This is a genomic window from Shewanella insulae, assembly GCF_009831655.1.
Classification (GTDB): domain Bacteria; phylum Pseudomonadota; class Gammaproteobacteria; order Enterobacterales; family Shewanellaceae; genus Shewanella; species Shewanella insulae.
This window is the reverse complement of record NZ_WRPA01000021.1, coordinates 37,549-49,916: the sequence shown is the minus strand read 5'-3', so window position 1 is coordinate 49,916 and position 12,368 is coordinate 37,549. Positions and strand designations below refer to the sequence as shown.

The window sequence follows — 12,368 nt, the reverse complement described above, 5'->3', positions numbered from 1 at the left end:
CATGGCCCTTAGCAACACCTGGCCATCAGGAAGGCATTGACATAACCGCCATCCCGAAAGGCGTAATCTTTAGCCTCGCCTTCGATCTCAAACCCATGGGACTTGTAGAGGGCGATGGCGGCTTGATTATCGGTATAGACCTCGAGTTCGATGCGCCGCACCGCGAGCCAATTGGTCGCCAGATCTATCATGGCCGCCAGCAAGGCACTGCCTATCCCCTGCCCGCGGGCCGATTCGCACACAGCCATACCGAAGTTGGCCACATGCTTGCGTCTGGCGTTGCTATAGACCTCCATGCCGAGCTGACCCACTATCTTGCCCTCCCGCACGGCCACCAGGCTGTAACAGTTTTCCGGTAGATCCTTTAACCGCTTCTGCCAGAAAGCCAACGACGGATAGGGACGCTGCAGGGTACCGGCATAACAGCTGCGCTGGCCGTAGAGGGCAAAAATCCCCTCTATGTCACCATCTTTGCTGTGACGAATACTGATCTCTGGGCCTTGAGGGGAATCACACTGCTGCTCTGCCATAAACGTCCTATATTTCCTTATAAAAGAAGGCAATATGCCATAGGAATAATAGGCTTAGCAATGACAGGATTAGCACGACCGCGGCTCAAGCTTAGCCACTAATTTCACCCGTAGCTAATGCCCGCTGCGCCGGATTGCCCATGGCAATCAGTTTAGGCGCCAGTTTCTGCGCATCGCTGAAATCTTGCTTGCTCTGCCAGCCAAACCACTGGTTGGCGATCAGCGTCTGCGCCACAGGCCCACCTAAGGTATTGCCCGGCCCGAGCACTATCACGCAATCTGGGGCAAACTCCTTCACTCCAACCGCCATCGCCTGACTGAAATCGTAGGGTGCCACCACCTGATGATCTAAGGTGTAGCTGTGCAGCATTTCCTGATCACAGCTGAAGGGACTCCAGATATTCCCCCGTCCATCCACCATGGGCAAGTTGGGCCGGTGAAACAGCGACGGGGGCAGTGCCTGCTGCCCCCGTCGGGCGATCTCTTGCAGCAGCGGCGAGTGGAAGGCGCCGTGGTTATAGAGGCGCATAGGGTAACGTTCCTCCAGCTTAGGCAGACGAGTCTCGGCCTGGGTGAGCCCCGCCTCGTTACCCGCGAGCACGCGATAGCCCCCGAGTTGAATAGAGGTGTAGAGCTCACAGCCCGCCTCCTGGTTCACCTCATCGATGACCTCATCCAGCAGCGCCGTCTTAACATCGTCCCGGCGCCAGCTATCATCCATCTCGGGATAGATCATCTGCCCGCCGATCAGGCCGTCGCTCATCATACTGCCCATGGTATTGATCACCTCGATAGCGCCGCGCTCATCCAGGGCGCCGGCAAGTGCCAGGGCGATATACCAGCCCATGGAGTTACCGGTCACCGCCACTATCTCAAACCGCTCACGGTCGATATCCATAAAGTCCGCCATGGCGCAGGCATAGATAAGGGCAGAGGCATTCTCCCCCGGCGTGTGTAACTTAAAGGAGTATTTACTCTGGCCATCGAGCTCGGCGATGGGCTTCTGCCCCAGGTCGCGTCGATAGGCATCGATCGCCTCGATAAAGGCGGGCTTGTCACTATGGAATCTGGCCAGATAGCCAAGCTCCTCCTTGTTGTAACAGCCTCTTCCCGGCGCCACTACCAAGGCTCTTAGCTTGCCTGCCCCGCCCACTTGGTCGGTATTCTTCATCTTGGCTTCCTGTGTCATAAGGCTTGTCTCACTCCAGCACGTGCGATGGTTTCTCTGCCCTCATCGGCATTAGCCAGCTCGCCAACTAGGCCTAGGGCGGCCTCGACGATTTGCGAGCGCCCCGGCAATGGCAGGGTCGCCGCCTCGGCCAATGGAATAAAGCAATCTTCGGCAGTCAGCCTGGCCATCTGCGGCGCGAGATCACCCAGACGCTCATGCACACAGGTCACTATCGCCTCGCTTACCGAGCCACTGCGGCGGCACTCATCGACTATCAACAAATGCTCGCACTCGCTCACCGCCGCGATGATCGCCTCCTCGTTGAGGGGGATGAGATAGCGCAGATCGATCACCCGACAGTCGATACCCAACTTGGACAGTTCAAGCTCGGCCTGGCGGCTGAGATAATAACCATTACCATAGCTGAGGATGGCCAGCGTCTTGCCCTTGCCATAGACACCCAACTCACCATAGGGCAATGCTTTCGCCTGCTCCTGGGGACAATAGGCATGACTCCAGAGGCCATCGCCCTCCTCATGGAGATCCCGCGTCATGTACAGCGCGATCGGCTCTAAGAAGATCACCAGTCGCTGCTCCTGCTCGGCCAGACGCACGCATTCCCGCAGCATCCCCATGGCATCGGCGCCGTTAGAGGGGCAGGCTAGGATGAGGCCTGGAATGTCGCGAAACACCGCAAGTGAATTGTCGTTATGAAAGTGGCCGCCGAAACCCTTCTGATAACCCAGGCCGGCGATGCGGATCACCATGGGATTGCTAAACTGACCGTTAGAGAAAAACGGCAGGGTCGCCGCCTCGCCGCGGATCTGATCCTCGGCGTTATGCACATAGGCGAGGAACTGGATCTCGGGAATTGGCAACAGGCCGTTGTGGGCCATGCCGATGGCCAGGCCTAAGATTGAGGTCTCATCCAGCAGAGTATTGATCACCCGGTTGGGGCCGAAACGCTCCACCAGGCGTGAGGTCACATGATATACCCCGCCCTTCTTGCCCACATCCTCGCCGCAGACCACTATGTTCTGCTGACGTGCCATCAACTCGGTGAGCGTCATGTTGATAAGCTTGCCCATGTGCAGCGGTTTACCCAGGGAGTTCTTGTCCGCGCTAAATAGCCGCGCAAAGGCTTCTTCGGACAGATCTTGGTGTGCCTGAACCTGGTCATTTACAGGTGGGACTACTGCCGCCATCGCTGCCTTGGCACTGGTGAGCTTGGGCCGCTCGACCGCGACCTTGGCAATGGCCGCGATACGCGCCTTGAGACTTTGGTACTGCTCGACGATTTCATCCGGGCTCATCAGCTTGGCCTCGATGATCTGCTTGGCCGTGAGCAGCAGAGGGTCCTGCGCCTCGTTATCGAAAATCTTCTGTTTGTTCAGATAGGCAATCTCGGCGTCGCTGCCGGCATGGCCCATCAGGCGCACGGTTCTGACATGCAAGAAGACGGGGCGGCGCTTGACTCTGGCATATTCGGCCGCCTGGCGGCTGACCCGGTAACAGTCCAGTAGATCCCGGCCATCACAATAGAAATACTTGATGCCGGCGCGGTCGCGAAAGTTGGCTGCGATCCAGCCACTTGGGGTGGCGGTGGAGATGCCGATACCATTGTCTTCGCAGACAAACAGCAGCGGCAGTGGCACCTGCTGATAGGCGGCCCAGCCCGCGGCATTGATCGCCGTCTGGGCGCTGGCATGGTTGGCCGAGGCGTCACCAAAGTTGCAGAACACCAGGCTGTCCTCGGGCAAGACGCTGTCGATATCCAGCCGCTGGGTCAGGGGAATACTCAGGGCCGCCCCCACCGCCTTGGGCAGATGTGAGGCTATGGTGGAGGTCTGCGGCGGTATCATCAGCCGCTTACTGCCGAGCACCTTGTGACGGCCGCCCGAGATGGGATCTTCGCTGGAGGCGGCGAAGGAGAGCAGCATGTCCCACAGAGACTTCTCGCCGGGCACCTGGCGCGCCCGCTCTATCATAAAGGCCGCGCTGCGATAGTGCAGAAATGCCATATCGGTCGGGCGCAGGGCCGCGGCGCAGGCGGCGTTGCCTTCGTGACCCGAGCTGCCTATGGTGTAGAAGCCCTGATTGCGGGCCCGCATCTTACGGGACTCGAGATCCAGCAGCCGGCTCTTCATCTGAGACTCGAACATGCCGACAAAATCGGCATCGCTGAGCCCTAAGCGGGTGTGGCACCAGCCCTGCTCTATCTCCAGAAAATCTTGCTGTGATACACGTTCGACAAATTGCCTGTCGAGGGCAATAGCTCTATCTTCCAAGTTGATCTACCTCAATTGGGCGCAACAAGGCCTATACCACAGGCGTTCAACAGGCCGCTGCGACGAGAAGGCGAAACGACGCCGTCGCTCCGAGCTGAAGGAGAGGAATTAGCCGAAGGCCTGGATACCGGTCTGCGCACGACCCAGGATGAGCGCATGAATATCATGGGTACCCTCGTAGGTATTGACGGCCTCAAGGTTCATCACGTGGCGGATCACATGGAACTCGTCGCTGATGCCGTTGCCGCCATGCATGTCGCGGGAGGTACGGGCGATGTCCAGTGCCTTGCCGCAGGAGTTGCGCTTAATCAGTGAGATGGCCTCGACCGGTAAGGCGTCTTGATCCATCAAGCGACCGGCCTGCAGACAGGCAAATAAACCAGTGGTGATCTCTGTCTGCATGTCGGCCAACTTCTTCTGGATCAGCTGAGTGGCAGCCAGCGGACGGTTAAACTGGATACGATCTAGGCTATATTGACGCGCGGCGTGCCAACAGAACTCTGCCGCCCCCAGTGCGCCCCATGCGATACCATAGCGGGCCTTGTTGAGACAGCCAAACGGTCCCTTTAACCCCTCGACGTTAGGCAATAGCGCCTCTTCACCCACCTCGACATTGTCCATCACTATCTCACCGGTGATCGATGCCCTCAGGCTGAACTTGCCCTCAATCTTAGGCGCGCTTAGCCCTTTCATGCCTTTCTCTAGGATAAAGCCACGGATCACGCCGTCGAGTTTGGCCCACACCACAAAAACATCGGCGATGGGCGAGTTGGTGATCCACATCTTGGCGCCGTTGAGACGGTAACCCCCATCGATGCGCTCGGCGCGGGTCTTCATCCCACCGGGATCTGAGCCCACATCCGGCTCTGTCAGACCAAAACAGCCTACCCACTCGCCGGTAGCCAGCTTAGGCAGATACTTCTGGCGCTGCTGCTCGCTGCCATAGGTATAGATGGGGTGCATCACCAATGAAGACTGCACGCTCATGGCACTGCGATAGCCGCTATCGACCCGCTCGATTTCACGGGCCACCAGGCCATAACTGACATAGTTGGCATTGGCACAGCCATAGGCCTCGGGCAGCGTCGCCCCCAAGAGCCCGAGTTCGCCCAGTTCATTCATGATCTCACGGTCGAAATGCTCGTTGCGATTGGCCATCAATACCCGGGTCATCAACTTCTCTTGTGCATAGTCGTGCACCATGTCGCGGATCATGCGTTCATCTTCGCTAAGCAGCGCATCGAATTGCAGTGGATCTTGCCAATCAAATTTCACTCGAGCCATGAGTCTGTTCCTTGCTGTCATTTATTGTTTTGGTTGCAGCTGGTGACTAATTCATCACTTGCTAATTCGACTAGCATAGGCATAATTTATCCGTAGGAAAAATATTCTTTTTGTTTAGCTTACATAGTTATAATCTATATCTTACGTAAGGGTAAACATGAATCCCTGACACCAACCTAAGAGCCCAGATATGAACCTAAGAGCCCTGAGCTACTTTGTCGCCGTCTACGACAAAGGCACCATCAGCGCAGCCGCCAAGCAGTGTTATATCGCCCAGCCATCGATCTCCTCGGCCATCAGCCAACTCGAAGACGAGCTCGACACCCAGCTGTTTCAGCGTCACGGCAGAGGAGTAAGCCCCACCGAATCCGCCGAGCGCCTCTATCCCCTGGCACAGCGGCTGCTGAACGAGTCCAAGGCAATTCGCTCACTATTCAATACGCCAGAGCAGCGTCAACCCTTCAAGCTTGGGTTGATCAACTCCCTCGGGGTACAGCGCATGAGCATGCTACTCAAGGACTTTAGCCAGGCCTGCCATGATATGGAGCTCACCCTGGTCGAGGCCAACGAGCCCTGCGACGCCCGCATCATCACCACCAGCCAGCTAAAATCCGATGAGGTGTTTCAGCCCATCTGGCATGACGACTACCTGCTGGCGATCCCCTCGACCATGAGCCTGGCGCTGAAGAAGGAGATCCGCCTGCAGGATCTTAGCGGCCAACCTTTCATCCACCGCGCCCCCTGCGAGGCCCTGGCAGATCTGCAGCAGCTGATGGATCTGGAGGGAATAAAGATGCAGATCCGCGCCCGGATCCAGACGGTGGAGTACGCCGTGGGCCTAGTGGCGGCTGGGGTTGGCATCGCCTTGGTGCCCGCCCTGCCAGTATTGATGGAGCAGAACAACATCATCTACAAGGCGATAGGCGATCTGCAACTCAAACGCACGGTCGGCCTTGCCATGCCAAGGGAAGGAGAGCGCACCGAGCAGCAGAGACTATTGCAACAAGTCAGCAAACTCTACAGCTAAAATGAATCACACCCAGCCAAATACTGCGCAACAACTCACCAAAACTTAGCCAACACAAGGCGTGAAGCTGTATCATTTTGCATCAGGAACCGCGAAAACACTGTGCATATATGACGTAAATGGTAATCTTTTGTTCAGACTCCTGTTTGACCCGATTTAGCGTATCTATACCCATGAAAAACAAGCTGCTGACAAGCCTACTCACAACCCTGCTCCTCTCCTTTGCCATCCAGGCCGAAGAGCAGAAGGCTTGCCATTTAGATGATGAATGTGTTGAGGTTGGTCAATGGCAATTGGGCCTGGCACTGGGTTATGGCGAGCGCTCCAACCCTGTTCGCGACTATGATGACATCCCCATCTATCTGGCGCCTACTCTGGCCTACTATGGCGATAGCTGGTTTTTCGACAACGGTAACCTGGGTTACACCCTGGCGGAGAAGGAGCTGTTCAGCCTCAACCTGACCACAAGTTTTAGCAGCGATAGCGCCTACTTCTACCGCTGGGATCCATCAAACATCTTCATATCCGGCACCAGTCAGCTCAGTTCGGCGCCGGCTTTAACAACTAGATTTCAAGCCTTTGGCGCAGAGCCGGAGCCGGTCTTCAATGAGCTCGAAGACAGAAAATTTACACTTCTTGGCGGAGCCGAAGCGTTTATTTACACACCAATGGGTATAATCAACCTGGCCTTGGCCCACGACCTTTTTGATGTCCACTCCGGTATGGAGGCCAAGGTGAAGTGGCTCTACAACCTAACCCTGTCAGACTGGAAGTTTGAGGTCGCCGCGGTGGCCAACTGGAAGAGCGAAGAGATCATCAACTACTATTATGGCGTACGTCCGAGCGAGAACGCATATTGGAGTGAACGCTATCATGCCGGCTCTGGCACAAATTTAGGATTAGAATTGACGACACAATACATGATGACAGAACACTGGGATCTACTCTTCCTGGTACGCTATACCGATCTGGCCGACGAAATCGTCGCCAGTCCGCTGGTCACCGAAAGTTATACCAACACTTACTTTATCGGCACTGCCTATAGGTTCTAAGGTAAGTATTTTCAATGACTTTCAAGCTGATACAGGCAATTCTTGTCATCATTTTATTGTGCAACATTACCTATGCCGTGGGCCAGGAGTCGACGGCCAGCTTGTCTTTGTCGCCCCAAATTTGTATCACGGCCGATGTTGAACAGAGCTGTGAAATCGAGTTGGTTTTAAACTGGGAGACGCCCTATCCCCAAGTCGTCTGCATCATGTCGGATCATAGCGACCTGGAGAAATGGTGCGCCGACTCGCCCAATACCCACTCACTCACCCTGAAGGTTGAGACACAGAAAGATATTCAGTTTGTCATGATAGACAAACAGAGCCACCAAACCTTGGCCGGCGTGAAACTAAAAGTTACCCCAACTGCGGCGCCTCAGGTGAGACGTCGTTATCGCAACCCCTGGAGTCTATTCTAATGACCGAATCTCAATCGACCCATAGAGTCTTGCTCGTCGAAGACGATATTCGCCTGGCAAACCTGATTGTGGATTATTTAAAGTCGCATGGAATGCACGTTGAAGTTGAGCGTCGCGGTGATACCGTATTGACCCGACTGATCAACTACAAGCCAGATATCATCTTACTCGATATCATGTTGCCAGGGATGGATGGCCTTACGCTTTGTGAGAAGCTGCCCGACTACTTCGCCGGCCCTATCCTGCTGATGAGCGCCCTGGGCTCCAACGAAGATCAGATCAAGGGGCTGGAGCTGGGCGCCGACGACTATGTGGTTAAACCGGTAGACCCTGCCCTGCTTGTCGCTCGCATCAATAATCTGCTGCGCCGCACCGCCAAGCCGCCACAGGCAGAGTCTCACTGTCTGACCTTTGGCAAGCTAAGCATAGATCCCCACACCCAGGCCATTCGTCTGGGCGAGCTCGAGGTGGACCTCACCAGTCATGAGTTCGAACTGCTCTGGCTGCTGGCCTCCCAGGCGGGACAGGTGCTGAGCCGCCAATATATCTATCAATATCTGCTCAACATCGACTTCGACGGTAAAGACAGGAAGATAGATGTGCGTATCTCCAGGCTGCGCAAGAAGTTAGGTGACAATATCCAAACCCCGTTTAGAATTAAGACGGTATGGGGTCAGGGATATCTGTTTGCCCCTGAAGCCTGGAACAACTAACGGAGCAGCGTTGAAACGACTCTTCATTAGCCTATACCTGCTACTGAGCCTCAGTTTTCTCGGTATAGGCTGGACCCTGGACAGTATCTGGCAAAACAATGTCGACGACAGCGGCGTCCAAGACGCGCCGCTGATCGCCCTGGCACAGCTGATCGGCAAGCTCCCTGCTGCCGAGCGTGAGGCATACCTGGCACAACTGAGCACTCGAGAGACCTACCCTCTCAGGCTACTGTCTAAGGCACAGGTGGCCATCAACCAAGACGAATCCCTCGGCCGCGACAGCGTATTGATCACCGCACCAGACGAGCAGCACGAGCTGCATTTCATCGAGGTCGATGACCAACAACTTCTGATGGCCGGCCCCATAGAGATAGATCCCAGGGAGCAGCTACGCGGCCTGTTTACCCTCTTCTTCTACCTCTCCCTGGCATTAGTCGCGCTGATCTGGGTCTGGCCCCTATCGCGGGATCTCAAGACCTTGCGTCTGGCAACCAAGGCTTTCGGTCAGGCCAAGTGGGATACCCAAATTCAGCTCTCCAGCCGCTCCCAGGTACAGCCACTGGCCAGTACCTTCAACGAGATGGCCCGCCACATCAGTGCCCTCATCGAAAACCAGAAGCACCTCTCCAACGCCGTCTCCCACGAGATCAGAACACCTTTGGCCCGGCTCAAGTTTGCCCTGGCCTTGGTGCCTCAATACTGCGCCCCCGATTCCGATCCCGCACAGCGTCAGGCTTTCCTCGACGAGATGCAGCAGGATGTCAAAGAGATGGAGACCCTGTTACAGGAGCTGCTGACCTACGCCAGCCTGGAGTCTCAGCAGCAGGATATGGAATTTGAATGCTGCGAGCTGACCAAGCTCACCCAGCAGACCATCAGCCGGCTACAGAACCGCCATGACACCCCTATCTATTTTGACGAGCAGACTCCGGAACTAAAGGTGATGGGCGACCCATCGCTTATCGAGCGGGCGCTGCAAAACCTGATCATCAATGCCCAGCGCTTCGCCCAGAGTCGCATCACCATCGCCATCGGCCAGGACAACAAGTCGGTGCAGCTTAAGGTCATCGACGATGGCCCGGGCATCGCGGCCGTGGATCAGGAGAAGATCTTCGAGCCCTTCTATCGCAGCAAGGTGGTACAGAACGGTAACAAGGGCCATGGACTGGGACTGGCTATCATCAAGCGGATCATGCATAAACACAACGGCCGGGTGTCATTGGCGAGCGAGCCGGGCAGCACGGTATTTACCCTGAGCTGGCCCAGGATAAACGCCAGCAGACAGCGAAAATCGCAGACTGGCACATAAGGCCAAAAGAGTTAGCATCGCGCCTTATTCGGTGTCGGAATGGGTGTCGAAATCCAGGGATTGGGTCGCGGCGGCGCGCTCCTCGAGCATAGCCGTCTTCTTCGCCTTTAACAGGGCCAGGCGACGGCGGCGGTGTCGCTGCTTACACAGACGGATCACCTCGTTTTTCTGGGCGTCAGAGAAGTTCAGCCAGTTGAAGCGCTCCTCTCTGCTACGCAAACACCCCTTACAATAGCCCCTGGCATCTGTCTGACAGACACCAATACAGGGACTGGGGATCTCGAAAAACTCTAACTGTTCCATGGGGGCTAGCCGCACCTAATTGTCTATACCATCTCGAATTCGGGCTCACATAAGGGGACGCTAAAGGAGCCTATAGTTAAAACATAACCTAATTCTCGGCAACTGGCTAAACTTTATTCATATCGATAAACTAAAAACTCTTGTATAAATAAGCTGATAGCTGAAATTTATGATTATTTCACAGGAAGCACTATGAACTTACTACGCCTGCTCATCCTCACAATCGCCACCTTGCTACTGAGCGCCTGTGCCAGCAAACCCAGCACAGATTACGATACCCAGTATGATTTCGGCTCGCTCAAGCATTTCACCCTGCAACGACCAACCGACATAGGCGATCCCCTCAGCACGGAGCGGATCGATAACGCCATAGTCGAAAACCTGACGCAGCGCGGCTATCAGCAGAGCCCAGATCAAACACAATTCATGGTGACCTATGGCTTTAAGGTGGTGGACAAACCCAAGCGTTCTGGCGTCTCTATAGGTTTGGGCACAGGGAGCTGGGGCAGCTCAGGCGGGGTGGGAGTGAGCACCAGTGTCGGTGTCCCCCTGGGCAAAGACAACACCAAGATGCAGATCATCCAGATAGATATCGTCGACAGCGCCAGTAACAAGCTGATCTGGCGCGGCAGTGACAAGTTTGACTATGACGACGGCGGCGAGAAGAAGGCCAAGGAAACCCGGGAAACCATTAGCAAGATCCTCAACCAATTCCCTCCTAAGACAGAGTAACGATTCTCTGACTATCGATGGGCGTTAACCGTACGCCCTTTCGCCCAGTGGCGCAGCCCGGCAAGCTTTTCTCGCATCACCACAGATAGGGGCCGGGTCTTCATCAACTCACCCAACAAGAGTACCTGGGATACAGGCTGTTCCAGTGCCCGCGCCGTGTAGCGCGCCGAGATGATCGCCTGCTCTATCTCGGCGCCGGAAAATCCCTGACTGGCTTGTGACAACTTGGCCAGATCGAAACTGAGCGGGTCCAACTCGCGGCGCTGCAAATGGATCAGGAAGATCGCCTGACGCACGCTGTCGTCGGGTAGATCCACAAAGAAGATCTCATCCATCCTGCCCTTACGCATCAGCTCGGGTGGCAAGGCGCTGATATCGTTGGCCGTGGCCACCAGAAACACCTCAGACTGACGCTCGGCCATCCAGGTAAGTAGCGCCCCTAATATCCGCTTGGAAGTGCCATCGTCGCTGCTGCCGCTGCTCAGCCCCTTCTCTATCTCATCGATCCACAAGACACAGGGAGCCATGAGATCCGCCAGCGCCAAAGCATTGCGCAGATTCTTCTCGGTCTCGCCGATATACTTGTTATACAACGCCGACATATCAAGGCGCAGCAATGGCCGCTGCCACATGCCCGCCACCGCCTTGGCCGCCAGGCTCTTGCCACTGCCCTGTACCCCCAACAGCAGAATCCCCTTGGGGTGATCGACTCTGCCCTCTGCATTCGACGCAGGACTGCGTTGAGAGAGCCATTTCTTCAGGTTATGCAGGCCGGCCACCTGGGAGAAGTCGCTGGTGTCATACTCGAACTGCAGCACCCCCTCCATATCCAGCAACTTAAACTTGCCCTGATTGATTCTGTCCACGTCCGAGTGGGTGATCGCCCCGTCGTCCACTATCGCCTTATGGGCCAGGCGACGGGCATCGTCGAAGGTCAGGCCCCTTAGGTTCTCTGCCAGCTTGATCACGGCATCATCGTCGACACTCTGCAGCAGGCCATCGGCACGAGCCCTGTCTATCTGCTCATAGATGAGGTTTTGCAGCTGGGTCGTATCTGGCAACGAGATGGAGAAATGGGCGCAGTAGCGTTTGATCTCAGGCGGAATATCGAAGGCATGACTCACCAGGACTATGGTATGTTTCAGCGCCTCATACTCTAATGCGATCTCCTTAAGCAGACGCACATTCTTGGGCGCATTCTCGACGAAGGGGTGAAAGTCGCACAATACATAGATCCCCTGCTGACTGGTGGACTTAATCTGCCCCAGAATTTCCGCGGGATCTGTGTTGAACTTCTGGGTCCCCATCTTCACGTCGGCGCGGGTCAGCCCCTGGGTGATACTCCAGGTGAACAAGGGCTGATATAAGATGGTCGATACCCTCTTTAGCAACTCAATGACCCGATATTCTTCATAGGTTTCGATCACCACTATGGGGGTGTTGGAGCGCAGTACGGCGGTGAGGTCACGAATATCTTGCATGGGTCATCCTTAAACAAATTTGCTAACGACAGCATCGAAGCCGCTGGAACTGACACGAGACG

The 12,368-nt window shown here is 55.7% G+C and carries 12 protein-coding genes; 6 read left to right on the top strand and 6 right to left on the bottom strand.

Features of this window, described 5'->3' with window-relative positions; genetic code table 11:
• Nucleotides 1–8 precede the first annotated feature (8 nt).
• From GNT65_RS18105 to GNT65_RS18090, 4 genes are all read right to left on the bottom strand, one after another.
• Entirely contained in the window at nt 9–530 is a 522-nt protein-coding gene (locus GNT65_RS18105) for a GNAT family N-acetyltransferase (RefSeq protein ID WP_160798607.1), read from the bottom strand.
• A gap of 91 nt (nt 531–621) precedes the next feature.
• The gene (locus tag GNT65_RS18100) at nt 622–1,701 is read right to left on the bottom strand and encodes an ACP S-malonyltransferase (protein ID WP_244952225.1); all 1,080 of its coding nucleotides are present in this window, start codon (nt 1,699–1,701) and stop codon (nt 622–624) included.
• A 14-nt stretch (nt 1,702–1,715) separates the two neighbouring features.
• Nucleotides 1,716–3,989: a dehydrogenase E1 component subunit alpha/beta gene (locus GNT65_RS18095; RefSeq protein ID WP_160798605.1), complete on the bottom strand. Its 2,274-nt coding sequence runs from the start codon at nt 3,987–3,989 to the stop codon at nt 1,716–1,718.
• 108 nt (nt 3,990–4,097) lie between these two features.
• Nucleotides 4,098–5,273, bottom strand: a complete 1,176-nt coding sequence (locus GNT65_RS18090) for an acyl-CoA dehydrogenase (RefSeq protein WP_160798604.1) — start codon at nt 5,271–5,273, stop codon at nt 4,098–4,100.
• 190 nt (nt 5,274–5,463) lie between these two features.
• On the opposite strand from GNT65_RS18090, the gene GNT65_RS18085 reads away from it, so the two are divergent.
• The 5 genes from GNT65_RS18085 to GNT65_RS18065 all read left to right on the top strand — a co-directional run bounded on the left by GNT65_RS18085 (nt 5,464) and on the right by GNT65_RS18065 (nt 9,790).
• Nucleotides 5,464–6,300 (top strand): LysR family transcriptional regulator, encoded by an 837-nt coding sequence (locus tag GNT65_RS18085; protein ID WP_160798603.1) that lies wholly within the window; start codon nt 5,464–5,466, stop codon nt 6,298–6,300.
• A 173-nt stretch (nt 6,301–6,473) separates the two neighbouring features.
• Entirely contained in the window at nt 6,474–7,352 is an 879-nt protein-coding gene (locus GNT65_RS18080) for a MipA/OmpV family protein (protein WP_160798602.1), read from the top strand.
• A gap of 14 nt (nt 7,353–7,366) precedes the next feature.
• Nucleotides 7,367–7,768, top strand: a complete 402-nt coding sequence (locus GNT65_RS18075; protein WP_160798601.1) for a DUF3019 domain-containing protein — start codon at nt 7,367–7,369, stop codon at nt 7,766–7,768.
• Nucleotides 7,768–8,481, top strand: coding sequence for a response regulator (locus tag GNT65_RS18070; protein ID WP_160798600.1), 714 nt, complete (start codon nt 7,768–7,770; stop codon nt 8,479–8,481). The genes GNT65_RS18075 and GNT65_RS18070 overlap by 1 nt, the downstream gene beginning before the upstream one ends.
• 10 nt (nt 8,482–8,491) lie before the next feature.
• Nucleotides 8,492–9,790, top strand: coding sequence for an ATP-binding protein (locus GNT65_RS18065; RefSeq protein WP_160798599.1), 1,299 nt, complete (start codon nt 8,492–8,494; stop codon nt 9,788–9,790).
• Between the two features lie 24 nt (nt 9,791–9,814).
• On the opposite strand, the gene GNT65_RS18060 is transcribed toward GNT65_RS18065, so the two are convergent.
• On the bottom strand, nt 9,815–10,093 hold the full coding sequence (locus GNT65_RS18060) for a DUF1289 domain-containing protein (RefSeq protein ID WP_160798598.1): 279 nt from the start codon (nt 10,091–10,093) through the stop codon (nt 9,815–9,817).
• Between the two features lie 192 nt (nt 10,094–10,285).
• Here GNT65_RS18060 and GNT65_RS18055 point away from each other — a divergent pair, with 192 nt between their 5' ends.
• On the top strand, nt 10,286–10,825 hold the full coding sequence (locus GNT65_RS18055; protein ID WP_160798597.1) for a DUF4136 domain-containing protein: 540 nt from the start codon (nt 10,286–10,288) through the stop codon (nt 10,823–10,825).
• An 11-nt stretch (nt 10,826–10,836) separates the two neighbouring features.
• Here the strand turns inward: GNT65_RS18055 and GNT65_RS18050 are convergent, their stop codons facing one another.
• Nucleotides 10,837–12,306 carry an AAA family ATPase gene (locus GNT65_RS18050; protein ID WP_160798596.1) on the bottom strand — a complete coding sequence of 490 codons (1,470 nt, stop codon included), beginning with the start codon at nt 12,304–12,306 and terminating at the stop codon, nt 10,837–10,839.
• Nucleotides 12,307–12,368 lie beyond the last annotated feature (62 nt).